Origin of the sequence: Methylosinus sp. H3A, assembly GCF_015709455.1 — a bacterium.
GTDB lineage: Bacteria > Pseudomonadota > Alphaproteobacteria > Rhizobiales > Beijerinckiaceae > Methylosinus.
Genome location: NZ_JADNQW010000003.1, coordinates 79,633 through 106,496, shown reverse-complemented (window position 1 = coordinate 106,496; position 26,864 = coordinate 79,633). Strand labels below are relative to the sequence as shown.

24 protein-coding genes are annotated in these 26,864 nt (G+C 62.4%); 2 read left to right on the top strand and 22 right to left on the bottom strand.

What is annotated here, in order from left to right; genetic code table 11:
• Positions 1-67: 67 nt before the first annotated feature.
• Positions 68-490 (bottom strand): single-stranded DNA-binding protein, encoded by a 423-nt coding sequence (locus IY145_RS01400; protein WP_196406595.1) that lies wholly within the window; start codon positions 488-490, stop codon positions 68-70.
• A 537-nt stretch (positions 491-1,027) separates the two neighbouring features.
• Here IY145_RS01400 and IY145_RS26115 point away from each other — a divergent pair.
• Positions 1,028-1,711 (top strand): BPSL0067 family protein, encoded by a 684-nt coding sequence (locus IY145_RS26115; protein WP_157096282.1) that lies wholly within the window; start codon positions 1,028-1,030, stop codon positions 1,709-1,711.
• A 915-nt stretch (positions 1,712-2,626) separates the two neighbouring features.
• Here the strand turns inward: IY145_RS26115 and IY145_RS01390 are convergent.
• From IY145_RS01390 to IY145_RS01325, 15 genes are all read right to left on the bottom strand, one after another.
• Positions 2,627-3,034, bottom strand: coding sequence for a hypothetical protein (locus tag IY145_RS01390; RefSeq protein WP_196406594.1), 408 nt, complete (start codon positions 3,032-3,034; stop codon positions 2,627-2,629).
• A 43-nt stretch (positions 3,035-3,077) separates the two neighbouring features.
• The gene (locus IY145_RS01385) at positions 3,078-3,326 is read right to left on the bottom strand and encodes a hypothetical protein (protein ID WP_196406593.1); all 249 of its coding nucleotides are present in this window, start codon (positions 3,324-3,326) and stop codon (positions 3,078-3,080) included.
• 138 nt (positions 3,327-3,464) lie between these two features.
• Complete coding sequence (locus tag IY145_RS01380; RefSeq protein ID WP_064033081.1) at positions 3,465-3,785, bottom strand: hypothetical protein; 321 nt, start codon at positions 3,783-3,785, stop codon at positions 3,465-3,467.
• A gap of 331 nt (positions 3,786-4,116) precedes the next feature.
• Positions 4,117-5,790, bottom strand: a complete 1,674-nt coding sequence (locus IY145_RS01375; protein ID WP_196406592.1) for a ParB N-terminal domain-containing protein — start codon at positions 5,788-5,790, stop codon at positions 4,117-4,119.
• Between the two features lie 228 nt (positions 5,791-6,018).
• Positions 6,019-6,573 (bottom strand): hypothetical protein, encoded by a 555-nt coding sequence (locus tag IY145_RS01370; RefSeq protein ID WP_196406591.1) that lies wholly within the window; start codon positions 6,571-6,573, stop codon positions 6,019-6,021.
• A gap of 154 nt (positions 6,574-6,727) precedes the next feature.
• The gene (locus tag IY145_RS01365; RefSeq protein WP_196406590.1) at positions 6,728-11,785 is read right to left on the bottom strand and encodes a DEAD/DEAH box helicase family protein; all 5,058 of its coding nucleotides are present in this window, start codon (positions 11,783-11,785) and stop codon (positions 6,728-6,730) included.
• A 114-nt stretch (positions 11,786-11,899) separates the two neighbouring features.
• Positions 11,900-12,226: a hypothetical protein gene (locus IY145_RS01360; protein WP_196406589.1), complete on the bottom strand. Its 327-nt coding sequence runs from the start codon at positions 12,224-12,226 to the stop codon at positions 11,900-11,902.
• Between the two features lie 216 nt (positions 12,227-12,442).
• Positions 12,443-12,877, bottom strand: coding sequence for a hypothetical protein (locus IY145_RS01355; RefSeq protein ID WP_196406588.1), 435 nt, complete (start codon positions 12,875-12,877; stop codon positions 12,443-12,445).
• A 65-nt stretch (positions 12,878-12,942) separates the two neighbouring features.
• Positions 12,943-13,182 carry a hypothetical protein gene (locus IY145_RS25220; RefSeq protein WP_210332585.1) on the bottom strand — a complete coding sequence of 80 codons (240 nt, stop codon included), beginning with the start codon at positions 13,180-13,182 and terminating at the stop codon, positions 12,943-12,945.
• Positions 13,183-13,995 (bottom strand): phosphoadenosine phosphosulfate reductase family protein, encoded by an 813-nt coding sequence (locus tag IY145_RS01350; RefSeq protein ID WP_210332584.1) that lies wholly within the window; start codon positions 13,993-13,995, stop codon positions 13,183-13,185.
• Positions 13,996-14,000: 5 nt separating this feature from the next.
• Entirely contained in the window at positions 14,001-14,246 is a 246-nt protein-coding gene (locus IY145_RS01345; protein ID WP_196406714.1) for a zincin-like metallopeptidase domain-containing protein, read from the bottom strand.
• A gap of 148 nt (positions 14,247-14,394) precedes the next feature.
• Entirely contained in the window at positions 14,395-16,383 is a 1,989-nt protein-coding gene (locus IY145_RS01340; protein WP_312030532.1) for an integrase, read from the bottom strand.
• Positions 16,384-16,553: 170 nt separating this feature from the next.
• On the bottom strand, positions 16,554-18,353 hold the full coding sequence (locus IY145_RS01335; protein ID WP_196406586.1) for a hypothetical protein: 1,800 nt from the start codon (positions 18,351-18,353) through the stop codon (positions 16,554-16,556).
• Complete coding sequence (locus IY145_RS01330; RefSeq protein WP_312030531.1) at positions 18,350-19,759, bottom strand: site-specific integrase; 1,410 nt, start codon at positions 19,757-19,759, stop codon at positions 18,350-18,352. Before IY145_RS01330 ends, IY145_RS01335 begins: the two co-directional genes overlap by 4 nt.
• 194 nt (positions 19,760-19,953) lie before the next feature.
• A complete protein-coding gene (locus IY145_RS01325; protein ID WP_246721669.1) occupies positions 19,954-20,691 on the bottom strand; it encodes an ArdC family protein in 738 nt (245 codons plus the stop codon).
• Between the two features lie 353 nt (positions 20,692-21,044).
• Here IY145_RS01325 and IY145_RS01320 point away from each other — a divergent pair, with 353 nt between their 5' ends.
• Positions 21,045-21,530, top strand: coding sequence for a MucR family transcriptional regulator (locus tag IY145_RS01320; protein ID WP_196406585.1), 486 nt, complete (start codon positions 21,045-21,047; stop codon positions 21,528-21,530).
• An 88-nt stretch (positions 21,531-21,618) separates the two neighbouring features.
• Here the strand turns inward: IY145_RS01320 and IY145_RS01315 are convergent, their stop codons facing one another.
• From IY145_RS01315 to IY145_RS01290, 6 genes are all read right to left on the bottom strand, one after another.
• Entirely contained in the window at positions 21,619-21,846 is a 228-nt protein-coding gene (locus tag IY145_RS01315; RefSeq protein WP_196406584.1) for a hypothetical protein, read from the bottom strand.
• Positions 21,847-22,011: 165 nt separating this feature from the next.
• A complete protein-coding gene (locus IY145_RS01310; protein ID WP_196406583.1) occupies positions 22,012-22,635 on the bottom strand; it encodes a DUF6927 domain-containing protein in 624 nt (207 codons plus the stop codon).
• Positions 22,636-22,983: 348 nt separating this feature from the next.
• Positions 22,984-23,238, bottom strand: a complete 255-nt coding sequence (locus IY145_RS01305) for a hypothetical protein (RefSeq protein ID WP_196406582.1) — start codon at positions 23,236-23,238, stop codon at positions 22,984-22,986.
• A gap of 216 nt (positions 23,239-23,454) precedes the next feature.
• Positions 23,455-23,694, bottom strand: coding sequence for a hypothetical protein (locus IY145_RS01300; protein ID WP_196406581.1), 240 nt, complete (start codon positions 23,692-23,694; stop codon positions 23,455-23,457).
• Entirely contained in the window at positions 23,691-24,395 is a 705-nt protein-coding gene (locus tag IY145_RS01295) for a hypothetical protein (RefSeq protein WP_196406580.1), read from the bottom strand. The genes IY145_RS01300 and IY145_RS01295 overlap by 4 nt, the downstream gene beginning before the upstream one ends.
• 36 nt (positions 24,396-24,431) lie before the next feature.
• A complete protein-coding gene (locus tag IY145_RS01290; protein WP_246721666.1) occupies positions 24,432-26,705 on the bottom strand; it encodes an adenosylcobalamin-dependent ribonucleoside-diphosphate reductase in 2,274 nt (757 codons plus the stop codon).
• Positions 26,706-26,864: the final 159 nt, after the last annotated feature.

Here is a 26,864-nt window from a genome sequence, read left to right as displayed (position 1 = left end):
CCCGGTTTACCGCGCTCCGAAATAGGGACGAGGGGAGGCGTCGAGGGCCTCCCCTCCGGCCAATCGATCAGTAGGGAATGGCGTCATCCGGGCCAGGAGATGCGCTCCTTTGCCGGCGCCCGTAGGAGTCGTCCCGCGCATCGGCGTCGCGGTGCTCGCCGTCGCGATTGTCGGCGGCCTGCGCGAGGCGCGAGAAATCGTTGCAGATGAGATCAACGGTGAAGACACGCTCGCCATCATCGCGCTCATAGTTGTTCTGCCGGACGCGGCCGCGCGCGTGAACGAGATCGCCCTTGCCAATATATTTTTCGATGTAACGTGTGGTTACGGTAGAGAAGACGACGACCTCGTTCCAGTGCGGGTCGTCCCGCCACTCTCCGCCCTCGTCTTTGTAGGAGTAGTTCGACGCGCTGGTGACGTGCGTGGTGGAGCCGACCTTCTTGACCGCGCCGACGCGTCCGATGAGCTGAAACTCTGCTATGTTTTTCATGTCTTTTCTCCGAGCGGGGCCGCAGCCCGTTGCACGGCGTTCACGAACAGCCGGAAAGGCGATCTGGAGCCTCCGGCCGAAAGGCCGGAGGTCGAGCGATAGCGCTGAGCTCCTGGCGCCGGTGAATTTTGATGCGCGAGGAATGTCCGCGCTCGGGAGCCCGCCGTAGAGCGGGCGGCAGCGGACAGGGGAAAATTCTGCGGCGCCTGGAGCCGAAGGACTCGCAGGCGGCTGTAGAACGCCGGCGTGCAATCGGGATTTGCGGTTTCTCGCTCGACTTCGATTCTTCATTCTTCCTTCTTCGAAGTTCCTCGCTCGCCTCGCATCGCACAGCGCCGGAAGCGACGGTGACGCTGCGCGCGCCCGCATGAGCAGCGGCCGGTCTCCGCGGCCGGACGCCCGTCGCGATGAGGGATTAGCCAAAGGCGCGGCGACGACATGGCCAAAAGATCCGCGATGATGATTTCGCGGTTGACAGGAATTTCACATTCGCGCCGATGGGAGCAATGTTGAGAGCCTTCTGAAAAAGGAGGTCTCATGTTGCGCAAAATGAATATGTCCCCTCCGGACGCCGGCGGCGGAGGGCATGGCGGAGGACGAGGACAGCTCGTCGTCTCATGTCGATTGATTGCGGTGGCTCTCGCCGCGGGCGCGGGGTGCGCGTTGTGGGGGCCGACGCCGGGGATAGCCGACCCGACCCCTGTCGTCGAACGCGGATTGCCCGCCACGGTGATTCCGACGTACCGCGAGAAAGGCGCGCCGAATTTCAGCTATCCGACCGGTGGAACGGATACGGGTGGCGGGAACGGAGGAGGAGGAAATGGCGGAGGCGGCGGCTACAATGGCGACGGCGGAATTGGCGCGGGCACGATCGCAACCGACTACAGTCAATACAATGGCCAGAGCGTCGGAAGTGGGCAATGCGTCGCGCTGGCGCAGGCGACATCCGACGTCGGCCTGACGTCGACCTGGGTTCCGGGCGAACGTGTTGAGGGCGCTAGCGACATTGCAACGGGAACTGTGATCGCGACTTTTGGCGATGACGGGACATACACGAACACGCCGGGCCAGAGCCACACGGCGATTTACCTCGGTCAGAACGATCAGGGCATACAGGTAATGGACCAATGGTTGAATCAGCCGGCCCATTACAGGACGATATATTGGACAGGGAACAATCAATATGAAGCGGGAGATAAATTTTATGTCGTATCGCACTAAGGCGCTCACCATACTGATGCTGATGGTTCCTTCGGCGGCCTTCGCCGTCGAACCTTGCAAGAATAACCTATCGGGGATCACGATCATTTCGGGACTAGCGGACCCGCCGGGGACACTCACGCCGGACACAGAATCGCTGACGCCTGACGGCTCTCTGAAGGAGCAAGGATGGCACAATCTCAAAAAGGCGCATCAACCGCTAAAACTCGTGTGCCGATATAAGGATGGAACGCGCGAAACTTTTGTCTTCAAAAGTCCGATTGATCGATGCGTGTACACTCCTGGGCGCGTGGTGTGCAAATAGCGGCGAGCGCCAACATCGAACTGTGAATGAGGATCGGGTGCGACTCAGGCATTCGATCCTCCATTTATATCCGCGCACAGCGAGCTCACGGTTGCGATGCGGTCGATAGTGGTGTCGCCGTATGCAGGTCCGGAGGACATCATGAATAAGGAATCGTCGTCAGATATTTATCCCAGTGGAAGCTGGATTTCGAAATCCGTCGCGGCCTTCCTCGCAGGCGCTCTGTCGATAGCAGTCGGGGCTGGCGCGCTGGGCGCGGCCGTCGCAAGCATTGTCGTGTTGGTGCTGGACGGTCCGACAGCGATCCGAGGGCGCATGGTCGATGCGTCCTTCATTCATCCCGTCTCGGGCGTCAGCGATGACTTGGCCCGTCTATTCGAAAGAACCGCGAGCGAGCGAAGCGAGATTTCGGATTCGCGAACTTTCACCTCGAATCTGTCGCGACGAGAGCGGATGGCGCCACGCTCGCCTTTTCAGACCGACGAATGAACTCAGGGGACGATTTGGCGCTCGCAAACAGCAAAAGCTGCGAGGGAATCCATTGTCGACACATTTCGGCGCCCTCTGCTTCACATGTGCGTCGAGAGCCAGAGCGCTCTGCGACGGCCTCGTTATGCTGCGACAGATCGAAGCGGCAACTTGCGACCGGCGAGCCGCGGAAGAGTCGGATATTCCGCCGCGTCTTTGCACATGCCGAGATCGTCGTGGAGGATCAATGTGCGGACGGCGATCTTGCGGATGCGCCCATCGCGAAGGGAGCGCACGAGGGCGAGATCGGAACGTCCGCTCACATAGACGTCCTCCCATTTGCCTGCGGCGGCGCTGCGACGGGAAGCGGCGACGACGCCATTCAAAAACGCGAGGACAATGCAGGGATTGCGGCGAATAGGCGCCCCACAAACTCGATCACGCCAATAGCCGTCGTTCTGCAGATAGTAGATGGATCCGACGGCGATGACGCCGACGCCCTTCGGATTGTCGCCACCCTGGCGGCGTTGAGCATAATATTGCCGTATCATAGCGCAGCTCCCTAGTTAGGGCATCCCGTGGGAAGGCTTCATGTCAGTCCGCCCAAGCGCCGACATGAAGAACGGAACCGTCTTTGAAGGCGACACGAATACCGACGCCGCATTCGATTTCTGTTTTCGAGTGATCGATTTCGAAGGGCCAATCTTTCTGGATCAGCCTCATGGCGTATTCGACGGTCATGTCTCGGCTGTCTTCGCGGTCGAATGCGAATTGGGCCAGATGCGCGATGCTGGTGGCGCTGCCGAAAATTACCGTGCTGACGTCGACCTGCGTCCTGGCCATGTTCATGCCTCCGGGAATCGGCCTCCGAAAAGATGGGACGGCGACGTTCACGTCGTCGCGGTGAGAGGGAAAAGACCGCGGCACTGGCCCTCGAGTTCGCGTCGTCGGGCAGTGCGCGTCGCGCATGACACTGCCGCATCAGGCGCCACCGTCTTCGAAATCCACCTCTGAAGGCGGCTGTGCTCGCGAGGCGGGAGTCTCGAGGTCGATCTCCTCGACCTCGTCGCCGTTGTCGTCGAGCAACACGCAATAGACGCGCGTCCGAACGATATTGTCGGGCTCGATTCGGGCGCTCTGGCCGTCGGGCAGAGAGACCCAGTTCGACGATTTCTCCCGCGCACGGGCATGGGCGTCGACGAGAACATTGGCGGCGTCACGGGTTGTAGGGGCGGCGACTCGGAATTCCGCGCAGTCGCTCTCCACCAGCTCTTCCACAAGTAGAATTCTGTAGGTCGGCATTAGAAGGCTCCGTAGCTCGAACATTCACAAATGCGCGGCGCTTCAGGACGAAACTTCCTCTGATGTGGGAGGAGATCTGTCGGAAGCGAGCGCGCGGATTTTGTCGATGGCGGCGTTCGCGGCGCGGCGACTGAGGTAGGACGCTTCATAGAGATCGTACGCCTCGGTTCTGGGAGCAGGACGGGGCGATCGACTGTTGGTCATGAAGTCGATGCGCCAGCTTCCATCCTGGAATTGAAATGCGTACATGAGCGAACCTCCCGTCCTCGGGGTTCATGGCAGCGTGCAGAAGAGCGCGGCCGACGGTAAGCCGGCCGCGCCGATGCGTTGATCAGGCGAATTCCTCGGCTTGCTGATCCTCTTCCGGGTCGCCGTCCTCGTCGGTGGCGCCGATCTCCGTATCGGAGCCGTCGACGTTTTGGCCCTCGCCCTCGTCCTCCTCGGCGCGTTCGGCCGCTCGGGCGAGTTGGTTCGCGATCTCTTCTTCCGACAGAGCGAACCGCGCGGCCGGTAGCACGAATCTGGCGCCCGCGAGCTGGTCGATGAGGGCGGCGCGGGTCTCCTTGGCGCGAGGACGCGGCAGCACCGAGTGCAGCGCGGCGGCCTTTTCGAGCGCCGCTTTCGAAAGCGACGAGAGGAATTCTTCCGTCGCCATGTTCGGCAGATGCGCGTCCGCGCCGATCGCGTCGCCGATAAGGCGCGCGGCGACGCCGCTCGAATGATAGCCGGGACGGCAGGTGAGGACATGGGCGAGCATGTCGCGCGCGGCCTTCCGAACGAGGGCGGCCTCTTGGGTGATGCGGCCCTCGACGGCGAGGCGACGCGTGAGGCCTCGACGCAAGGGTGCGGAGTAGCCGCTCGCTTTCACATCGACATTCTCGGCCGAGAAGGCGACGACGAGCAGGCTGAGGAGCGTGAAATCGTCGATCTCATTCTCGGCGAGCGCTCGGGCGAGAGCGTCCGTGCGCAAATCGCCGATGATCGCGAGGCCTTTTTGCGTGATCTCGGGACGCGTGCGGGTCGGCTCGGAAGCCGTCTCCACCGCGCCGGCGCGCGCTCCGCTCTTCGCGGTCTTCGTTTCCGCCTTGGGCAGGCGGTAGGCGATTTCTTTCACAGAGCCTTCGCGGGGGTCGACGTAGAAGCCGACCGTGTCGCTCTTTCTCGATTGGCCCCAGACCCGCTCGGCTTTCGGCGGGAGCTTCCCCTGGCCATATTCGTCGATTTGCAGGAGAACGCCATTCTTCGGCAGATTGGCTTCGAGCCATGCGGTCTGCGCCGCGAAGTAGGCTTCGACCTGAGTGGTGTAGCGAGAGTCCTGGCCGTCCTGCTCGAACAGGTCGTCCTCCCAGACGATGCCGAACGCCTGCTCCTCGTCTGGCCCGAACTTCGCGTGCTTCGCGTAGATGCGCCGCTTTTGGAGCGCGCGAGCGACATCGAGCCAAGTCACCGTGTCCTGGCCCTTCTTGGGCTTGTGCTTCTTCCATACGGAGGCCTGTTCGTCGGCTCCAACCGCGGCGATGATGCGGAGCTGACTTTCCTGCGGCATGTCGCCTTTGGCGATGTGATCGAGGATCGCCGGATGAATGTGGGCGAGGAGCCGCAATTTCTTGATGGTGCGGACCGGCAGAGCGAGAGCATCGCCGATCGCGTCTTCGGTCCAGTGGTAGGAAATGAGCGCTTCGATGGCGCGCCATTGATCGACCGGCCCCATCTGAGCGCGGGCCACGTTTTCGGAGAGGGAGCGGAGATTGTCGGCCCCGTCGTCGGCGCCGCGGACGAGGACGATGATCTCGGGGAGCTCTGCCGCGATCGCGGCGCGGACGCGCCGATCACCGGCTACAATGACAAGATCGTCGCCATCCGCGCGCACGACGGGCGGCTGCGTGATGCCGATCTTCTGGATGTTGGCGACGAGCTGTCGATCGGCGTGCTCGCCGGGCGCGGTGTGGCGCGGATTGTTGGGATTGGGCTTGAGATTGCGAGGATCGACGTGACGCAATTCCATGATGATGATCTCCTCTTTGAATTTCAAATTTCCGGTCTTCTTCTCGAAGACGAGGATCGAACGCCCCGGTCGCGGACGGCGGGGCAAGGGCGCGCGGAACGCGCGGGAGCGAAGCGACGAACTCTTGCGGCGACGGCCGCGCATGGGGCAGAGCGCCTTTTCTTTGTTCTTCGTTTCGTTTTGACGGAGCTTCTTCGCCCTCTTCGCGTGACGCGGGAGAGCTTCAGCTCACTGTGAAAGATCGAAGAGCGATCCTTGCCGCGGCGTCGGAACGGCCGACGGAGCCAGCGTCGATGTCGTGATCGGCGATGGCGTCGGATCGGCGCGAGGAATCGACTCGTATTTGGCCTTCAAGCGCGCGAGCAGCTCGCGCTCACGGCGCGCGATCTCGGCGTCGCGCCTCGATTGTTCAATCGCGAGAAGATTTGTCGCCGCTATGCGTGATTGGACGAGTATCTCGACGTCGCAAAATGTGAATTCCGCGGCGCCATAACAGGGCCATCGCAGCGTCTGTTCGAGGAATCCTATCTTCCTCTCGGAAGTCACGAAAAAGTTGTCATAAAATCTGGTCCGGTCATGATGAGCAATGTTCCCAAAGCTGTTGGAGAGGCGCACATAAAGCCGGTCGGTGAAGGCGCTTTGTGGACAGTCGTCCGCGAGAAATTTCAGCAGCGCGTTGGCGAACCACGCCTTGTCGTCGGTCGTATGGAACTTGGTCGGCGTGAAGTCCGGGGCCGTCAATTGTGGCGTTCGGAGAGATCGAATGATTGCGGTCGGGAGCATGTATCGTCTCCTGATGAGAAGGGGAGCGCGGCGATCGGCGACGCAAACTCTCGGGGATCGCCCGCGCCGAGGCGTTCGGACCAAGACCATGCCGTCCGAGCCCGCGCGTGGTCGTCAGACCTTCGGGATTTGATGGACGCGCCAGCGTGGCGCGTCAGGCCGCGGAGCTGGCCTCGGCTCGGCCATCGTCGTTCGCGGCGAGAGACGCATTGAGAGCGGCCAGCTCGTCGCGCTTCGCGTCGAGCTCGTCTTCATAGGCGAAGGCCTCGTCCAAACGCCGGCGATAGGCGGGCAGGCGCTCGGCGGCCTCACTCATGACGCGCTTTTGCTCGGCCAGCTCCACCTCGAAGCGGCTCAGCGCGTATTCGAGGCGGGAGATGATGCCGAGCGGCGTCAGATCGTGCGAATATTCGATGTCGAAATGCCGGCCGGCGCGCTGCATCGTCAGCTCGACCTCAGCGAGCTTCTGGCGCTCGACGGATCTTGCCGTGACGGACAAATCGAAGCCGCCGATATTAGCCACGCGCCAGTCGCCGCCCTTGCCTTCGAACTCCCTGGCGCGGATGCCTCTGAGGAGGGCGGCGCCGGCGTCCTTGCGTTCGACGAATCGCTCTCCGTTCACCTCCATGCGGAAGGCGTCGCCGCGGGTCGGGGTTCGTCTGGCGATGTCCTGCTCGATCTCGCCGATCCGCTTTTCGGCGTGACGGAGCGAGGCCTCGGTCGAGGAGATCGTGCGGCGGACGGCGTATTGATCGTCGAAATGCGCGTCGCGCAGACGCTCCAGCCGAGCGATCTCGGCTTCGAGCCCGGCCTTCTGCATGAGCCTCGGGTCGCCCGATGCAATGGCCTTCGCCATGGCGAATTGATTGACCTGCGATCCGGCGTCCTCCAGCCGTCGGATGCTGCGGTCGCCGGACATGGCCATTTCGATGAAGCGGGCCTTCCGCTCCAGCAATTGCCAGCCTGTGGCGTCGACGCTGCCCTTGGTGGCGTAGGCGTAGAGCTCGATCTCGTCATTCTCGTTGCCCTGGCGCTCGATGCGGCCTTCGCGCTGTTCGATATGCGAGGGGAGCCAGGGAACGTCGAGATGATGGAGGGCGACCAGGCGTCGCTGAGCGTTGACGCCGGTCCCCATCGTATCGGACGATCCGATGACGATGCGGGTCTTGCCGGCGTTGATGTCTTGAAAGAGGCGCTGCTTGGCGCTCGACTTCTTGTAATCCTGCATGAAGGCGATCTGCTCGGCGGGAACGCCGAGCGCGACGAGGCGCGACTTGATCCAGCGGTAGGCCGAGAAGCCGCGCGTCGCCTCGACATTGAGCGTGCCGAGATCGGAGAAGATCATCTGCGCCGCGCCGGGCAACAGGTAGGGAACGCCATCCGCCCGCGTGTAGCGGCGGTCGGAGGTCTCGCGCCAGATCGCAAAGACGTTGTCGATCAGGGCGTTGAGCTTGTTGCCGTCCTCATTGGCGTGGCCGGGGAGGACGAAGCGCAGATCGATGGCGGCGTGGCGACCGTCGGTGATGACGGAGAGGAGAATATCGTCGCCCTTCTCGGGCTTGCCCTTGCGCTTCTCGATGACGGCGATGCGCTGGGCGAGGATTTTCTGATAGGCCTTGAAGGCGTCGGTCGGCTCCGCCGTGACGATCTGGCGCTTGCCGCCCTTGACGCTCGGCAGGCGGAGATAATGGCGCAGGTCCGATTTGAGCACGACATCGGCGATCGAGCGATACATGGCCATGAGGTCGGCAACATTGACGAATTCCGAAAAGCGCGTGACTGGCTTGTAGAGGCCGGACGGCTGCAGCTCGAGCTCTGTGCGCGTCTCGCCAAAGGTCGCGGCCCAGGCGTCGAACTCGTGAATGCCCCTTTCTTCTAGCGTCTCCGGCTGCATGAAGCGCTGCAGCGTGAACATCTCGCCGAGGGTGTTGGTGATCGGCGTGCCAGAGGCGAGGAGCAGCGCCCGGCCGGGGTTCTTCTCGTCGACGAAGCGGGATTTGACGAAGAGGTCCCAGGCGCGCTGCGAGCCGTCGGGATCGACGCCCTTCAGGCTCGTCATATTGGTGGCGAAGGAGAGCTTGCGAAACTCCTGCGCCTCGTCGACGATGATCTGGTCGACGCCCATCTCGCCGATGGTCAGGAGATCGTCCTTGCGGCTCTGCAAGGCATCGAGCTTGGCTTGAAGCCCTTCCTTCATGCGCTCGATGCGCTTGCGCGAGATGCGGTCGTCGCCGTCGATCTTCTCCAGCAATTCGGAATAGCTGGCGAGGTGGGTCTGAACGAGCGCCTGCTCGAAGGCGGCGGACGCCGGCACGAATTTGAAGGCGCTGTGGGTGATGATGATGCAATCCCACTGCGCCGTGGCGGCGCGGGCGAGAAAACGCTGGCGCTTGTCCTTGGAGAAATTCGTCTCGTCGGCGACCAGAATGCGGGCGTTCGGATAGAGCAGGAGGAATTCGCGGCTCGCCTGCGCCAGGCAATGGCCGGGAACGACCAGCATCGCCTTGGCGACGAGGCCGAGCCGCTTCTGCTCCATGATGGCGGCGGCGATGGTGAAGGTCTTTCCGGCGCCGACCGAATGGGCGATATAGGTCTTGCCCGCGCTGACGATGCGCCAGATGGCGCGCTTCTGGTGGTCGTAGAATTTGATGACGCTGCTCGCGCCAGGAAGCTGGAGATGGGCTCCGTCGAAATGCCGCGGGACCAGATTGTTGAACTGGTCATTGTAGATGCGGGTGAGCCGCTCGGCCCGCTCGACATTCGTCCACACCCAACGCTCGAAAGCCGTCTTGATCTTGGCGAGCTTCTCCTTGGCCGCCTCGGTCTCGGCGGCGTTCAGCTCTCGCCGCTCTCTGCCGTCCTCCTTCCAGACGTCGTAGATCTGCGGGATCGAGGAATTGAGCGCGTCGCCGAGCAGCAGGCCGGCGTTGCGGCGCGCCGTGCCCCATTCGGAGGTCGCCTCGGCGCGGCCGGCGAAGGCAGAGAGCTCGACGGTCCAGGAGGCGATCTCGACGGTGTGGCGGATCGAGGCCTTCACGCCGATGACCTCGGCGACGAAGGCGGCGACATCGGCGGTCGGGATCCAGGGCGCGCCGAGCCGGGCGGAAATATCCGACGGCTTCAAATCCTCGGGCTGGACCGGGCCGAGCACCTCGACATTGCGCCGATAGCGCGCATCTCGCTCGGCCGCGGCGATCGCGGCGGTGAGCTTGGTGCGCACCGGGCCGGACAGATAGGCGTCGGCGGTCTGCCAGCTCTCGAAGCCTTCGATCGTCGTCTGCGGGTCGAGAAAGACGCGATCGCCGAGCTCGGCGAGCGTTTCGTCGCGCGAGCGGCCGAGGAGGTCGGCGATGCGGTCGATGTCCACATGGCCGAGCTCGTGGAGGGTGACGGCGAGGGCGTCGGCCGCGCTCTCGATCGTCGGCGTCGCCGGCGGATGCAGTACGCGTTCGGAGAAGATCGGCCCTTTTGTCGCCGTTCCGGTCTCGACGTCATAGTCCTCGATCGAGGCGACGAGCCAGACGTCGGGGTCGTCGAGGAAGGGCTGGAGATTGGGGCGGCGCTGCGTCTCGCGCGCCTCGCCGGTCTTCGGATCGGTCGTCTCGGTGATGGTGGTGAGATTGATCGGTCCGAAATTGCGCAGGAAGCTTTTGTAGGCGATGCGCAGCCGTGTCTGGGCGGTCCCCCAGGGCTCGTTGGCCTCTTGGGCGCGCAGGACCTCGCGGATGGCGTCCCGGATCGGGATGAGGGTGCGAATGATGCGGGCGTGCTTTGCGGGAATGCCTTCGCCTCCCTTGCCGCCGCGCACCTCGATCTTGCGCGGCGCGCCGTCGATGATCTGCATCAGCGCGTCATCGATGATGACGAAGCTGCCCTCCTTGATCGTCGCGCCTTCGGCCGCCGTCCCGACGCGAAGGGCGGGGCGGCTCGCCGCTGACGCCGCCGATCGCTCGCTCGGCTGATGGATTCCGCGCGGCAGGCGCGAAACGGCGGCGTCGATCTCGTCGTCGAGCGCGGCGCGGTCCTTTCGCAGGCAGGTGTAGGTCGGGCCATAGGCGCTGCTGGTTCGCGCGTGGAGCCCCATGACCATCTCGGGATGATCAATGAAATACCGATTGATCGAGAGAGCCTCCTCGCCATCCTCGGCTGGGACTGCTTCGGCGAGGTCCTGCCAGAGCGCGCCGGCGGGCTCCTGGTCAGCGGCGCGCCTCTGCAGGAACAGAATGTCGACGACAACATCGGTTCCGGCGGCGGCGTTCATGGCCCCCTCGGGGAGCCGGATCGCGCCGACGAGATCGGCCATGGCGGCGATATGGGCGCGCGCCTTGGCGTCGACCTTGTCCATGGTCCAGCGGCTGGTGACGAAGGCGGCGAGACCGCCCGGCTTCAACCTCTCGATCGACCGTGCGATGAAATAATCATGCAGCGAAAGGTCGAGGCGCTCGGCTCCGTCGAGACGCGCGCGCCGATCACTGAACGGCGGATTGCCGATGACGAGCTCGAAGCTCTCGGTGAGGCGCGCCTTGGTGAAGTCTTCGCGCCGCATCCAGGCGTTCGGAAACAGCTGAGCGGCGATGCGCGCGGTGGTGGCGTCCATCTCGACGCCGGTGAGGCTCGATTTGCCGGCGAGCGCTTCCGGCATGAGGGAGAAGAAGAGCCCCGTCCCGCATCCGGGCTCCAGGATCGCGCCGCCGGCAAAGCCCATGCGCTGGACGGCGCCCCAGATGGCGCGGATGATGAACTCCGGCGTGTAATGGGCATATTGCGTGGCGCGGGCGAGGCTCGCCAGCTCTTCGCGCGGGACGAGCCGCTCCAGCTCCTCGCCGAGATCCTCCCAGCCCTCGGCGAAGCTCTCGCCGGCGCGGCGGAACATCATATCGGCGAGGTCGCGCGCGCCGAAGCCGACGAAGCGGCTCAGGACGTCCTGCTCCTCCGAAGTCGCATTACGCTTCTCGGCCTCGATTTCGAACGCGAGTCGGATGGCGGCGAGATTGTCGGCGGCGCGGGCCTTCCAGCCGTGGGCGAGCTGGCGGTCGCCGCGCAACACGAAGTCCTGCGCGGGAATGGCAGGCGCCGCCGCGACGGCCGGCGTTTCGTCTTCTTCGGGGAGATTGGTCGAGGGGCCGAAACTTCCGCCGTCGAGCGTCAATCCCCCGGAGAGGCTGGTGGAATCGAACAGAGAAAGCGTCAGCTGATTGCTGTCCTTGGCCATGGCGAGAAATCCTTTCGGCGAGCACGAAAAAGCCCGGCGCGCGATGGGCGGCCGGGCATGGGCAGTCGGACGAATGTGCGAAGGGGAAGGTTCAGGAGGCGGCGGTCGGCGGACTCACCAGGTTCCGAAGGCGGCTTCTATGGCGAAGCGCTCGCGGCGATCGACGAGATCGAGCGCTCGCATGTGGAGGACGGAGCCCCCACGCGCACGCGCGACGACATGGGACCAGGCCTCTCTGTCGTCACAAAATTTCAGTGGACCTTGCTGCGGGTCGTCGAACTTCTGCAGCTCGATGTGCGGCGCGTCGTCGCGATAATTGCCGCAATCGGATATGACCCAGCCGTCGCGGCGTGCCGCTTCGTGGTCGAAGGCGTCGAGGCTGAACGCCGTCGCGGTGGCGGCGTCGCGATTTTCGGATCCAGTCGTGCTGAACTGTTGCATCGGAGTCTCCTCTCGATCTTCTTCTCGAAGACCCCGATCACGCACCGAGGACGAACGGCTGGGGCAAAGGCGGCGCTCGTGCGCCGGGATCGATCCGGTCCAGCGAAGCGGCCGGAGCGACCCACCCTTTGCGGCGGCCGTTCGGTCGCGGTAACGCCTTCCATTCATGTTCTTCTTTTTGGTTTTCTCCTTTTCACGCCTCCGAATTGCGCAGCATCACGAATGGGGCCGAACGAGCGGAGCCGCCGGCGTCTTGTCACGCGCGATACGTTCCGAGAGCCAGCGCCGACAATCGATCCTGTCGACGACGCGCTGCGCGCCGAGATCGAGCACGCAGGCCGCGCCGCCGAATGCGTCGAATGAGGGGAACGCGCAGCCCTGAGCCCAGTGGAAGCCCCATAAGCCCGTCAGTCCGAACGTCCTCGCACAGCGCTGAACGAATGCGATCACTTGTTCGGGGTCTCCGTCATCCCCGGAGACGATGCGAAGACATCCTCTGTCGGCGTCGCTGGCGCTCACCGTGAAGAAGACGCGCTCATATCTGGCGTCGAGCTCCTCGGCATATTGCTCATAGAGAGCAATCGCCGGTGGCACGAATTCGGAACGGCCGAGTGGTAGAGCGCAAGAAAAATGCGTGTAGGAGCGGGACATGTCGATGTCTCCTCTGCAAGGCGAGAAACGGATTGTGAAAAATGGGAAGTCGAGAACTGCGGACGTCAGCCGGGACCGGCGGCGTCGCCGAAGGCGCCGGCGGGCAGGCGCCAGCGCTCGGGAGATGTGCGTATCGCCGGAGCCCAATGCTCAGAGAGGGCGAGCTGGACCAGGTCTGGCCGAGCGAGCGCGGCCGGATAGGGTCTGCCGCGATCGGCGACGGCATGGATGGGAGCGTCGCGTTTGACGGTGCAGCCGAAGCGCCGTTCATATTCGGCGATCACCTCGAAGCGTTCCGGCGCCATTCATCTGACCGTCGCCAGCTGGTCGGGCGAGGCGAAGATGCAATGCATGCAGGAGACGCGGCCGAAGCCGAGCTGATAGGCGACATGCGGAACGACGCCGTGACCCCGGAGCAGATCCCAGACTTGTCCTTCCTCCAAGCCGTGAATCGGACGCCAATGATCGACGTGACGACGCCGGCGAGTTCCACAACGCGTATCGGTGCGATGCGGCTCGAAAGTCGCATAGCGCGCCCTCGCCGGGCTCTCCTCGGCGCGCTCGCCAGTGACGACGAGCGTGCGCTTGCCGAGGAAGCGCGGCGAATTGCAGACCATGCTTCGCATCACGTCGATCTTCGCGACGGAACTGCACCAGCGAAGCCGCAAATCGGCCGTTACCTGGGGAAAGCGCAGACGCGTGCCAGGACCGCCGCGGCCGCCAAATGTCGCGATACTTCCCTCGGGCGTTTCGAACGCCACGCGGGCGGTGGGTTCGTGTTCACGCAACATCTCGCGTCGCAGACCGCCGTCGCGCCATGAGAGGTAGAGCGGAACGCCGAAGGACTCGGCGATCGCACGACAATAGGCGGCAGTGATCGGCCAATCGAACGTCGGCGGCCCGCGACCGTCGACGTCGTGATGATGCAGCTCGATCCGAGTGGGATCGGCGCCCTCATCGATGAGATAGATGAGACAAGCGAGTGAATCTTTGCCGCCAGAGCAAGCGACAAGAATGTGATCGTAGCTCCTGAGATCAGGAGCAACGAGGGATTGGTTCCGGAGGAGAGCGAGCGTGCGCGCTCTCCTCTCTTGGGATTTCGGAGCGACGCGCGGCATGGCGATCACGCCGCGCGATTAAGGCTGGAGTTATCGCCGGCGGACTCCTCTTCATCCGAGCCGAATTCGCTTTCGGCAAAATCGGGATGAAAGGCCAGACAATAGTCGGCCGCCTTCTGCGCCGCCGCCGCCGCGCGAAATATCTCGCGCTTGTCCGTCTCGAGTCGCTGGAGCCAAAATGCCACATAGCTCGCGTGGTTCTCTATGTCTGTCGGCAATCCGAGTTCGGTGTTGACGAGACAGCTCGCTATGTCCGCGACTTATCCTGACAGTCAAGTTCCGCCCGTGACGGCAATGGCTCGATCTCGTCAAATTTTGTCATTGCCGTTGAAGAGAGAATTGTCTCGAACGATAATTTTGCGAAGCTGCAGGCGGCGGAAGAACACCTGGCTATCGTTGTCAGGGGTTCAAATCGTCGAGAACGGCCTGAATCCGGTCAAGATCCTGACGCAACGCGATCCGCTGCAAGTCCGACAGCCGCTTCTCACGAAGAAGATTCCTGGCGTCACTCGCTGCGCTTTCCCATGCGGCTCGGTGGTTTTTGGTAATGCATGCGTTTGAGCAGCGCGTAGGCTGGCAGAGCGCAGTGAGCGGAGCTGATTGAGGAGTCTCGGTCGCGTTCTTCAAGCAAAGCGCCGTTGACGGATCGAAGAAGCAATCTGCGAGAATGCCGACGTGAAGTGTGCGAGCTAGACTTGCCAGCAATGTACGCAACCGGTTGCGATCGGCTATCATCGCGGGCAGCGGTCCGACTTCGGCATTGGCAGTATCGAGAGCCAATCCGATCCGGGCCGACGCCGGTCCAGACAGCTGTGCCCCTGTCCGCCGTTCATCAAAATATCTGAAAATGTCGTCGAGCTGCCCGAGCTTCCGTTCTGCTTCGACTTCGGCCCGGAAACCGGAACGGCTTGAACCCGCATACCCCTCGAAGGCGGCGACCGAGGCGTGCTTATACTGGATCATCCCCGCGATCGTGCCGAATGGCCGATTGGCGATATACCAAGCAATCGTACGCCGAAACTGACGGGTCGTAATTCGCCAGGGTCGGCCGCTAGAACCAGGCGGGACGACGGGCCTGTCTTCGGTTCCGAACAAAATGTTCAGATGATTGCGGTAGTCATTGAGCTGACGCACAATCTCTGCGGACACGTGAACCTTACGGGCGCGCACGGGATCAAGCACAGGCCAAAGGGTATCCGAGCCTCGAACCGCCGCCCCATCCGCCGAGAGCAGCTCGAGAACACGAATTGCTTCGGCGACCGGTGCAATTGTCACCCACTCTGCAGGTTCGCCCTGAGTTTGCTTTCCTTTATAAACGACGGCCCGCACGCGATGACGGTCGATAATACCGTCCGCGCTGCGGCTCACCGACAGGCAACCGGATCGCATCGCTTGGACTTCGCAGTCGCGCATGCCAGTGAGGTAGGCACAGACGACATAACAAGCGGCCTGGAGCATGCGTTCTTCGTGAACCAGCGTCTTGGAATCGAAGCGCGGCCGCCATGACCGACCCGTGTCTGGGTCAATGGAAATGGGAGTGTGCATGCCGCCGATCTCGACACCTGTCGCTTTGATCGCGGCAGCGACAAGGTCGCGCGCGCCGGACATGAGAGATAGGTGCGCCTTCGGATCAGCACATGCATCTACGCCCGCCAGCTGATGGAGTAACAACCAGTTGATTGGGGGCGTCAGTTCGCCGTTCACGGCATCCGTGCGCCAAACCCCGTTATGCGCGGTCGTCCAGATCGGCACGCCGCGCCCTTGGAGTCGGCGCTCCTCGAGATAGGCCGAGAGTCGGGCACGCCGACGTGAACGACGTTCGTCCAGCGTGAGCCGCAAATCGTCCGCAATCAACCCAGACTGCCGTCGCTCGAGCTGGGTGAGTTCAACGCGGGCCGCAAAAATATCGGAGGCAAACACGGAAACGTACTTCAGCGACCACTTGAGCAACGGTGCGATTATCTCTTCAGGCATGCGAGGCGTGCGGTTCTCTCCGCGGGTAAAACGATATCCGGCTACCTGGGACGGTGTCCGGCCGGGCCATGGCTCCAGTCGGAGGCGAATGATCGGAAGATGAGCTCGGTACGCATAGAGATCGAAGATTATTTCGAGAAGCTGAGCGGCGACAACGGGCCGTCGATGACCGTCGAGGAGTAACTTCGCATAGCGGTCGAGACAACCCTGGGTAACGCGAGTGACGTCGCAAACGCCCAACTCGGCATGGACGAACTCAAAGAAGCGGCGAGCCCGGTTGAATCCTTGCCGGACACTGGCAGGAGGCAAACGTGGGCGATAGCCGGGCAAATCAACGTTCAACCGCGCATACAGATACTCACGAAGAGCTTGTGCGACCGCCGCATTCGATACACTGTCGAAATGTACCGTCACATGGCATCGTCGGGCATTCTCCCGGAACACAGCGGGACTGAGATCCCAGCTCGCATCACAATAGCGAGAGAGGTGCTCCCGGACGAACCCGGGCCGAAGAGGCAAGCTTGTCAGCACGGGCCTATCATCTGGAACAGACGTCGCCAGCCGCGAAGGCGAGACCGCTGAGTTCATTGGAGAGCCTCCGGCGGCAGATAGATCGGACTCTCGTCCGTAGCCTGCGACTCGCGGGCATTTTCGATGACCGTATCGCTGAACGAAGGAAGAATCTGATTGACGATCCGCGCGTGAGCACGTCCGAACTTTGTTCTCCAATCGTCAGCGGGAAGCGCCTGGCGCCGATCTTCGATGAAAGCCAGAAACGAAAGGATAGCAGGGAGTTTTCGCGCGGTGATCACCGCGCACGAGCACTCCAGGCACCCCCAAAATGGGACTGGACAGGGAGCGCCGGCTTCGCCATGAACGCCGGCATAGAACCCGCCACAACTAGCCAACCAGACGTCCTGCTCTTCAACGAGCGGCGCGTCCGGATCGCTACCGGAGGATACGTTCGCTATGGTTGCCGGATGTCCTCGCCAGACCTCTTCCTGTTCGGGTGTCAGGACGAGTGGCGCGAAAGCTGACGACACGGCATCCTGCAAAGCCTCGGCAACGGTTGCTTGATGAAGCGGCCGGAGCGCCGGCACATCGGCGTAATGTCTGGCGGCAACCTCGGGGGTGTGACCGACCGCAAAGCGGGCCATGTGGCCTTCGGTCTTAAGATACCACAGTGCCTTATGGGTCTTGCGGAGTCGGGAGAGGAGAAGCTGCAGCGGACGCCCGTCGTCGTCGACAATGCCATGCCGCCGCGTCCAAGCATCGACAAGCATACGTGGATGCCGAATACCAGCCGTGAACGCGCCGGCGCTGCGGTACACCCATATGCAGTTGCTCGGATGGTGGCGACGCGCCGACGCCGTCAGCTCTAACAATTTTCGGATCAGGCCTCCAGGAGTCATCAAGGCTCCGTCGCGAACCCTGAGCCGTTTGTGCTCACTGCCCCGTGCGCGGCGTTTAAAGTAGGCGATTTCCACCGTGCCGCCCGATGCATTTTGAAGGCAATCGCCATTCAGCGCCTTGCAGCATTCGATCTCCAGCCCTGTCTCCAAGGCTAGGAGCACAAGAAATGGAATCACGTCGTCACGACTGAGGTGATGGCGGCCGTTGAGCTCGTCGCCGAGACCTTTATTCGATCGCCCGCAGCGGCGGCGAGCGCTGTAGAGATGTTCGAATACCGTGTCGTCGCTGCGGATGAGGCCTCGCTCCTCGATGAGCGCATGAGCGGCAGACTCGAGCGGTAGAAGAACAGCGTCGGATTCAGACGACCGGTTCTGTTGCATCCGACGGATTACGGCGGCAACGTCGCCCCGCGCAGCGTCACGCAGTTGGCGCGCCACAAAAGGGCTGTAAGCATCTCGAGGCCTCGATCGCTGAAAAGGCCGAGCGCTGGCATAGCGGAGGCGGTCGCGAAGGTCCGGCGAGACGCCCTCCGGTGAGTCGATGGCGATCTGCCGTAGCACGGCAACAACCTTCACTAGCACGGTGAACAGATGCGTGCGCGAATAGCCATGGACTTCGAGCCATGTCTCAAAGCCGTCGACGTTCTGCCCTTGGAGATCTTCGGGTCCATCGACGGAACCGCCCGACTCCCGCAAATAGTCGAAGAACCTCGGTAGCGCGACTGCATAAGCCTTCACGGTCGCGCGGACGCCAAGCGGGCCACCGGGAGCAGCCAGATGACGAAGCGCGCGTGCAAAAGCGAGCGCGAGCCGTCGGGGTCTCAAACCAGTGAAGTCGACCAACGCCTCGCCGCCGTGCTGGGCACCGATTGTGAAGCGCAGCCCGGAGATCGGATCGATATCCTGCGGACCTGGGAGGCCGTCTTCGCGCTGAAACGCGACCCGACGACCTTTGCGAGGACGTCCCGTCATGAATTACCAACCTTTGGAACCAGAGCCAAAAGCTCCTCCATCGCGGCATCGACTGTGTCGGCGTGGCCGGCGACGTGATCGAGGTAGATATAAGTTGTCGTCAGGCTGGCATGACCGAGAAGACGTTGGACCTGTTGCAAGGGATCCCCGAGCATCCGATGATAGGCCTCCGTCCCGGCGTCTCCGGCTGCGACCGACGCATCACGCAAGCGGTTTTGAATCAGCATCGCGAGCATGTGGACGGCAAACGCGTGACGGAGCCGATGAGGACTGACCTGCATCGGAAAACCGGCCGCCGAGCAACGCCGACACGCGCGAGTGAAAGTTGCTTCCCATGTATTCGGTTGGACCGGCTGTCCGACCTCGGTCAACCAGAGTACGGCCGGCTCCAGCGGCACGCCTTCATCGTCACAGATAACTAGCCGACCACGCTCGTCCGGTGTCAACGCTTCTATCGGAATCGCGCCGCCGTTCCGGATCGGAATGGAGGCTGCACCCGACGCTCGCCGGTGAACGAAGATCGGCCGTTCGATCGTCTCCCACCCTTGCCTGGATCGGAACTTGCTGATGGCGTGCGCTCGCTCGATGTCGATATAGGCAGAGATTTCATGAAGCACACGTCCCGGCATCAATATACGTCGACCGCGATCACCCTTGGTGAGCGCAGGCGGCAGTTCGAACCAGCCCTGGCCGCCGCGCGTGGCTTGCGCTGAGTCTGAAATCTCGGCGGCGAGAAGAAACGATGCTTCCTCAAGTCGCATTCCCGTGGTTAGCAAGAGTTCGGCGAAAAGCGCGTTACGCGTGCTATTGCGGTCCCGTGCGCCGGGACGTTCCGCGCCCGCGGCCGTCAGACCACGCAGACCAACGTCCCGGAAAACGCGGTAGTCCTCGAGTGAAATGAAGCGCACATCCATCCGCTTCGCGGCGCGCTCGTAAGCTTCATTCCGCGCGATAACGCGGACTCGTCGAGGGCCCTGACCTCGACGCCACTCATCTCTATGCATGAATGGGCTGGATGCGACGATCCCTTCGACTACGGCCCAACGATAAAGCTTGTCGAGCGCGGCGACGGATCGATTCCATGATGCCGCGGAAATGCGAGCCCCAGCGTCCCCGCGACGGCGCGCTCGATGAAATGCAGCGATGTCACTATGTACGGCCTCCCAGACGCTCTTGCCGCAAGCTTGCTCGAGAAAGCGAACCCAGATCATGAGGTCGTAGCCGTAGGCACGTAGAGAGTGCCGAGATCTCACGCCATTCAGTGGCAGATCGAGAAGAAAGCGATCCAAGTTGTCATCGTATGTCCTTCCATCGAGAAGGATCATCGGCACCTGATGATCGAGACCGCCGATTGCACGCTGTTCTTGAAGCGTGATGCTCCTCGCACCAATTTTCCCATTATCCACAACAACCAGCCCTCCCGACGCCCTTGGTGATTGCGATGACACGGGGTTGACTAGGCGAAGCCCACAGGCGCTCCCAACGGTCCAACAGCCCGAACGATATGTCCTTACGATAATCGCCCGGCGCCGGCTCTGCGGGCACCTCCTATGGACTGCCTCGACGACCCTACTGAGGGCAATTGAGTCGGTGCAGACTGTCAAGATAACGCGACAAGTTCTTCGAAAGCGTATTTCGCCGAACCGAAGCGTCCTGTGAGATCACGGTTCAGCCGACTCGGCGCGCCAGAATAGTGGCAAAGCTCGTGCATTTGCACAGCTGCGTATGCCTCTGGAGATCGGAATGCGCGTTCCGGCGGTAGCTGAATGTGGTCGGTCGACGGACTATAGAACGCTTGGTCGCCGCCAATGCGAACGACGGCGCCGCTATTGCGCAGGATGATGTCCGCCGCGTCGAACCGGCGCCACGGCGCTTCCTCGATCGTCGGGACCACGAATTCGGGGATACCGTCGATCTGCGAGCCGTTGAAAACCGTGTAGGCGCGAAGCAGAGGGATATTGCGCGTGTGCTCCTCGCCATCGGCGGGAGCGTCGCGATCCTCGACGCGAAGCTGCTTATAGAAGAAGACGGTCGTGCCCTTTTCGCCAGCGCGCACCTGCCAGCCCCTGGCCTTCGCTTGCTTGTAGCTGCAATAGCGGGGATCGCCGCTCGCGAATGAAAATTGCGACATGCCGAGCAGAAGAACGTTGATCCCGTGATAGCGGCGCCCCGTGACGGCGTTGATCGGCGAGAGCGGGCCGCCCGATTTTTCGGGATCCCAGGGCCTGCGCCAGGGAGCCGTGCCCGCTTCGAGAGCAGCGACGATGCGGTCCGTGACGTCTTGGTAATGATCGCGACGCGCGGACGCGCGTCCATTGCTCTTCATGTTGTTGTTCATGGGATTCGTCTCCGTTTCAGGTTTCGGAACGAAATCCCACGCCCCGCATCACGGCCGCCGGGGCAAGGGCGGACTCGCCGCTCGCGGCGAGAGCGGGCGCGCGCGCCTTCACCCTTGCGGCGGTGGACGCGCATGCGGGAACGGCGCTTCGCGCTTTTCCATCTTCTTTTGCTTCGGCTGTCGGTGATTTCTGGATGCGCCGATCATCACGAGGCCGAAGACGCTCGGCGTGGCGACGAGCAGTCCATTCGATCCCTCTCCAGGGAAAAGTCGCTGAAAGCGCTTGCGCTGGTATCGAGGAGCAGCCAATAGTTACGAAATCTTATTCGTCATGAACTTCGAGGAAAATTCGAATGACGGCTTCAGAGGCAGAACCTTCTCGTTCGACCACGCTCGCGGCCGAGGTCGTCGCGGCCTTCGTCGCCAATAATTCCCTGCCGATCGGAGACCTGCCTTCGCTCATCCAAGCAGTACGTGGGGCGCTGGAAACTCTCGGCAAAGCGCCAATCGATACAACGCCGCCGCTGGTGAAACGGGAGCCGGCGGTTTCGGTCCGCAAGTCGATCACGCCGGATTTCATCATATGTCTCGAAGACGGGAAGAGCTTCCGATCGCTTCGACGCCATTTAAGGCTGCTCGGTATGAGTCCAGAAGAGTATCGGGCGAAATGGGGCCTGCCGGCAGACTATCCGATGGTGGCGCCCAATTATGCTGCGCAACGATCGGAAATGGCGAAGTCCATCGGGCTCGGGCAAAAGCGCAAAAGCGCAGCGTCGAGCCCGAAGGCGACCGCCAGCGGACCCGCCAAGCGCGGACGGGCGACCAAGAAAAAAGTGTGAGGGACGACGGGCCTGGCTCGCAATGTGCGCCATTCGAAGTGGATCGAGTGGCGCACGGCGGGACATTGCGTGGCGACTGCGCGACCGGTCACGGATCGGAGCGAACAAGGTCCATGACGAGTATTTCGTCAGCGCCGTAGACGAGATGATTTCCGCATTCTTCGCATTCGTAGCGGCGGGCGTCCGGCTCGCAGCAATCTCTCAGGGCGCCGCAGGCGAGACAAAATCCCTGCATCAGCTCCGACGCCTCCTCGATCTCTCCGAGCGTGAAGCGATGGGCGATTATTTTTCCTGACGTCGAGTAGCGGATCGGCATGAAAGGACTCCATTATTTGGCTGTCTTGGAATTTGCCCAGGCCAATGCGCCTCGACAGGACGTCGACGGACCGTTGGAATTTTGGGCTGGCCGTGGGCAGTCGGGGCGCGGCGGCCGTCCGACGTGGCAGGGCGCGCGCGATAGCGCCGCCTCTCGCTCGTCTGTTTAAAAAATCTCGAGCTGCTCTCGCGTCTGCTCGGGCGCGACGAGGCGGTAGTTATGATCTTTGATGTTGCGGATGTGATAGTATGCCGCGGACGCGGGATCCTGGTAGAGGATGGCGGGACGACGGCCGGGACGATTGGAGACGACCCGCATGGTGGTGAAGTCGCGGCCGTCCGCGAAGCGCACCGGCTCGTCGAAAACGATCGTCTGTCCGGGACGGGGACGCGGCTTTACAGCTCTGGCGCGTCGCGCTGCGGCGTGATCTCGGCAGCGCTTCCGCCACTCGAGCGCATATTCGTAGTCCGTCTCGGTCAAGAGATCGAGAATAGCCTCTGGACATTCGGTTTCGCAGGGACCGGCAGATTCGCCTATGTCTTTGTATCCGAAGATGAATCCTTCTCGATCTCTGGGGTTGTAGTCGACGAGGCAGACCAAGGCCCAAACGACGCGCTCTCCAGTGGCCTTGGTGACGCACTCGACTGCGGCGTAATAGACGCGCGGCGACACGAACGCCGATTTCAGCACCTTGGAGACGACCTCCTTCCTCTCGAAGGTGAATTGCGCGTCGAGATAAGCGCCGGGCCCGTCGTGGCCTTCCAGCGATCGCATATAGAGCCAACCCATGATGACCTCCTTTGGAAATGGAAAACGCGAAAGCGATCCGGCGGAAAACCGGGTCCATGAAGCGCGATGCGAGGTCGATCGTTCCGCGTTGTGAAGCGATCGATCGTGGCGGCGGGTATTGCGAGACGTCGACCTCGATCTCCTTGCGCGCCGCCCATTGCAGGAATTCTGCGTATTCGCGCGCGCGAAACGCGTCGACGGCGGCGATCGCCTCTACATCGGGAATTCCGGGCGCGTAATGAGCGACGCGATCGAGGCGACCATTATCGACGATCACCCGTGCTCTCCCATCACGCGCAACGCATTCGAAGATCGCCACGGAGCCGTCTTGCAGAACGAAGCGAGTCCTCATTTTGCGATCTCCGATTCTCCGGCGGGTTGCGAGGTCGTGAAGCCAGACGTCTCCACGCGCTGGGGCGCGTATTCGAAGCCTCGCCCATCATCGGGAGTGGGCGCTCCATCGGCGGTGTAGCGCCAATCGACGACTCCAGAGCGCGGCGAGAATTTGCGAAGGAGCGGGCGCATCGCTTCGGCGATACAATCGCAGGCTTCCGCCTCGTCGTTCACATCGACGAGAATCTGAATGGTCGCTTCGTAAAGCATAGTGATCTCCTTCTATGCAGAGCGCCGAACGAGTTTCGCCGAATGGTGGCGACGTCTGCTTTCGTCGCGTCGCCAGCCCATTCTTTTGTGATATTTTCGTTCGAAACGAGAGGAGAAACGCCCCTTCGCGGACGGCGGGGCAAGGGCGCGCGGCACGCGCGGGAGCGTAGCGACGGCCCCTTGCGGCGACGTTCGCGCTAGGGGCAGCTCACTTCTTCACTGGCTTTTGATGTCTCTTCTCGCTTCACGCCAGGCCAGAAAGTCCGTCTTGTTACGTTCGAGCCATTGGAGCAGATCGCGCAGTTCGTCGAGCTGGTCGAGCAACGAGTCGAACTCGGATTGGCGCACGTTGCCGCATTTTCTCGGACCGGCTGTCCGTAGGAGCTGCTGGACGACGCGGATCGACGCTACAAGAGCGGTGAGAGAGTGTCGTTTCTTTCCACCGGTTTCGCTCATCGCTTTCGCCTCAGCCATCCGAAGGATGGTTGACCGACATAGTTCCTCTCCCAAATATACCACGCGAAATCTGTTCGTCCTCCGCGCGCTTTCAGGCCCGCGAGAATGACTGGACCGGGCGGCATGGAAGGGCGCGGCGTAATGATCAGCACGCGCCGCGGAAATGTTCTCTCCAGCCATCTGGAGCGGCGGTCGCCGGAAATCCAGGAGACCGGCAGGATCATCGCGACCTTGCGTCTCGCGATCTCGCGCGCCCGAATGACGAACTCCCGCGACTTTCGAAATGGCGGATTGCAACAGATGTTGTCCGGCGCCGGCCTTCCAGCTTCTTCGGATAGGAAGTCGACGGCGCGATCACAGAACATGGATCGAGAAACCAGGTCGTCGCCCCAGACGTCATTATAGCCCGCGGCTCTTGCGGCCTCGACGATGCGTCCGAGCCCGCAGGCCGGATCGTAGATCGAACCTTCGAAATGCTCATCCTCGAAGAGCCGGTGGTCGACCCAGCTCTCTTCGACGTACCAATCGTCCGGATGCCGTACCCAGAGATGGGCGTTGAGCGCTCGATCGGGCACGGCTGGAACGATTTCGACCGGCTCGGACCGATCGTGGCGCGCCCGGGTGGACTTGCGACGCGCCGGTGTGATCAGGCCGTCTCGCTCGACTAGGATCGAGGACGGCCGTAGGGGCAAGTCATTCATAGAACGTCTCCTCATACGAGGCCAGCGGTGAGACCTTCACGAACATTTCGACCAGCCGCAGTGCCGGCAGGTCAGACAGCCGTCGTTCTTGATGAGACCCGGTTGGCTGCATTTCGGGCAGAGCGCGCCGAGGGCGCCCGCCGGCGGATGTTCGTCGGAAGCGTGCGCCACGATCACTTCAGCCGGAGCGAGAAAGCCGGTGTCGATCATGTGTCGCTCGATAATCGAGCCGATGGCGGCGATAAGAGAGGGGACATAGCGCCCTTCGCTCCAATGTCCGCCGCGAGGATCGAACACGGCCTTCAACTCTTCCGCGACGAATGCAACGTCGCCGCCGCGACGGAACACCGCGCTGATCATGCGCGTCAGGGCAACCACCCACGCGTAATGCTGCATGTCCTTGGAGTTCAGGAAAATTTCAAAGGGACGCCGCGCGCCATTCTCCTCGACGTCGTTGATCGTCACATAGAGAGCGTGCTCGCTCTCAGGCCAGCGCAGCTTGTAGGTCGCGCCGGCGAGCTTTTCCTCTCGCGGCGCGATCGCCGGATGAGGCGGCGTCGGGGGAAGGGTAGCCGCCGGCGTGGTGGTCGACAGGATGGAGCCGGTGATCTCGTTCGGTCGATAGGTGGTGCAGCCCTTGCAGCCGGAGCGATAGGCGTCCACGTAGATCGTCTTGAAGTCCTCGAACGAGATATCGGCTGGGCAATTCACGGTTTTAGAGATCGATGCGTCGACGTGGTCCTGAACCGCGGCCTGCATACGAATGTGATCGGCGGGCGTCAGGGTCTGCGCGGTGACGAAATATTCCGGTAGTTCCGCGTCGACGCCGAATTTTTCGCGGTAGAGGCGTACGGCGTAGTCGTCGACCTCCTGCTCGACGAAGGAATTGTCGGGTTGGCGGGTCTTGCGCAGATAGGTGAGATCGAAGATCGGTTCGATTCCTGATGAGACATTTTCGGCGAACAACGAAATCGTCCCCGTCGGCGCGATCGAGGTGAGCAAGGCGTTGCGAATGCCATGCTCGAAGATTCCGGCTTTGATGTCGCCGTCCAGATTGCGAACCGTCTCGCCGGCCAAATAGGCGTCGCGGTCGAAGAGCGGAAAGGCGCCCTTCTCTTTGGCGAGTCCGATCGACGCGATATAGGCGTGTCGATTGAGCAAGCGATTCCAGCGGGCCGCCATCGCGGCGGCCTCCGGCGTCCCATAGGTCAGCCGGCACATGGCCAGGGCGTCTGCGACGCCGGTGACGCCGAGACCGATGCGCCGCTTGGCCAGCGCTTCCTCACGCTGTTCGGGGAGCGCGAATTCCGACGCATCGATCGTATTGTCGAGCATACGCACGGCGACGGTGGCGAGTTGTGCGAGACCGCCCTCGTCGAGGTGGGCGCGCTCCGTGAAGGGGTCGCACACGAGCTTGGTGAGATTGTTCGAGCCGAGGAGGCACGCGCCGTAGGGCGGCAGCGGTTGCTCGCCGCAAGGATTGGTCGCCGCGATCGTTTCGCAATAATAGAGATTGTTGCGGGCGTTGATCCGGTCGATGAAAATGACGCCAGGATCGGCATAATTGTAATTGGCGCGCATGATCTGGTCCCAAAGGTCGCGAGCCCAGATCGTGCGATACACCTCGCCGCCGAACACGAGTGGCCAGTCCTTGTCGGCGTCGACCGCGGCCATGAAAGCGTCGGTGACGAGGACCGAGAGATTGAAATTGCGCAGGCGGGTCTTGTCGGCCTTCGCGGCGACGAAGGCCTCGATGTCGGGATGATCGCAGCGCATCGTCGCCATCATGGCGCCGCGCCGTGTGCCGGCCGACATGATCGTGCCGCACATGGAATTCCACACATCCATGAACGACAAGGGACCAGAGGCGTCAGCGCCGACCCCTTTGACGAGCGCGCCCTTCGGGCGGAGCGTCGAAAAATCATAGCCGATGCCGCCGCCGTGCTGCATGGTGAGCGCCGCCTCACGAAGATGCGAGAAGATGGCGTCGAGATCGTCCTCGATCGTTCCCATGACGAGGCAGTTGAAGAGGGTGACGCGGCGCGAGACCCCGGCGCCGGCGAGGATGCGACCGCCCGGCAAGAATTTGAAATCCTGCAACGCCGAATCGAAGGTTCCCTCCCATTGCGCGGGATCGTTCTCGACGCTCGCGAGCGCGCGCGCGACGCGACGCCAGCTGTCTTCGACGGTCAGGTCGATCGGCTCTCCGGCGGGTGTCTTCAGCCGGTATTTTTCGTCCCAAATCTGTTGCGAGATCGCGGGCAGCGTCGCGCCCGTTCGGCGCGATGGGGTTGCGGATATCATATTCATGATTTGCTCCTCGAGCAGTGAATGGTTTTCTCCGATAAAACCCCGAAGGCCGCCTCACGCCCGTCGGGGCAAGGGCGCGCGGAACGCGCGGGAGCCTCGGCGACAACCCCTTGCGGCGACGGGCGCGCAGGCGGCATTTGTGTCTTCAATGATTTTGGG

Bases quoted from the DNA above. Each gene is read 5' to 3' on its own strand.
- IY145_RS25220 (WP_210332585.1), bottom strand. From the start codon at position 13,182: ATGGCGCCGGAACGCTTCGAGGTGATCGCCGAATATGAACGGCGCTTC.
- IY145_RS01335 (WP_196406586.1), bottom strand. From the start codon at position 18,353: ATGACGGGACGTCCTCGCAAAGGTCGTCGGGTCGCGTTTCAGCGCGAA.
- IY145_RS01300 (WP_196406581.1), bottom strand. From the start codon at position 23,694: ATGAGCGAAACCGGTGGAAAGAAACGACACTCTCTCACCGCTCTTGTA.
- IY145_RS01360 (WP_196406589.1), bottom strand. From the start codon at position 12,226: ATGCAACAGTTCAGCACGACTGGATCCGAAAATCGCGACGCCGCCACC.
- IY145_RS01380 (WP_064033081.1), bottom strand. From the start codon at position 3,785: ATGCCGACCTACAGAATTCTACTTGTGGAAGAGCTGGTGGAGAGCGAC.
- IY145_RS01310 (WP_196406583.1), bottom strand. From the start codon at position 22,635: ATGGGTTGGCTCTATATGCGATCGCTGGAAGGCCACGACGGGCCCGGC.
- IY145_RS01385 (WP_196406593.1), bottom strand. From the start codon at position 3,326: ATGGCCAGGACGCAGGTCGACGTCAGCACGGTAATTTTCGGCAGCGCC.
- IY145_RS01390 (WP_196406594.1), bottom strand. From the start codon at position 3,034: ATGATACGGCAATATTATGCTCAACGCCGCCAGGGTGGCGACAATCCG.
- IY145_RS01305 (WP_196406582.1), bottom strand. From the start codon at position 23,238: ATGCTTTACGAAGCGACCATTCAGATTCTCGTCGATGTGAACGACGAG.
- IY145_RS01325 (WP_246721669.1), bottom strand. From the start codon at position 20,691: ATGAACAACAACATGAAGAGCAATGGACGCGCGTCCGCGCGTCGCGAT.
- IY145_RS01290 (WP_246721666.1), bottom strand. From the start codon at position 26,705: ATGAATATGATATCCGCAACCCCATCGCGCCGAACGGGCGCGACGCTG.
- IY145_RS01370 (WP_196406591.1), bottom strand. From the start codon at position 6,573: ATGCTCCCGACCGCAATCATTCGATCTCTCCGAACGCCACAATTGACG.
- IY145_RS01320 (WP_196406585.1), top strand. From the start codon at position 21,045: ATGACGGCTTCAGAGGCAGAACCTTCTCGTTCGACCACGCTCGCGGCC.
- IY145_RS01350 (WP_210332584.1), bottom strand. From the start codon at position 13,995: ATGCCGCGCGTCGCTCCGAAATCCCAAGAGAGGAGAGCGCGCACGCTC.
- IY145_RS01400 (WP_196406595.1), bottom strand. From the start codon at position 490: ATGAAAAACATAGCAGAGTTTCAGCTCATCGGACGCGTCGGCGCGGTC.
- IY145_RS01365 (WP_196406590.1), bottom strand. From the start codon at position 11,785: ATGGCCAAGGACAGCAATCAGCTGACGCTTTCTCTGTTCGATTCCACC.
- IY145_RS01295 (WP_196406580.1), bottom strand. From the start codon at position 24,395: ATGAATGACTTGCCCCTACGGCCGTCCTCGATCCTAGTCGAGCGAGAC.
- IY145_RS01375 (WP_196406592.1), bottom strand. From the start codon at position 5,790: ATGGAATTGCGTCACGTCGATCCTCGCAATCTCAAGCCCAATCCCAAC.
- IY145_RS01355 (WP_196406588.1), bottom strand. From the start codon at position 12,877: ATGTCCCGCTCCTACACGCATTTTTCTTGCGCTCTACCACTCGGCCGT.
- IY145_RS26115 (WP_157096282.1), top strand. From the start codon at position 1,028: ATGTTGCGCAAAATGAATATGTCCCCTCCGGACGCCGGCGGCGGAGGG.
- IY145_RS01315 (WP_196406584.1), bottom strand. From the start codon at position 21,846: ATGCCGATCCGCTACTCGACGTCAGGAAAAATAATCGCCCATCGCTTC.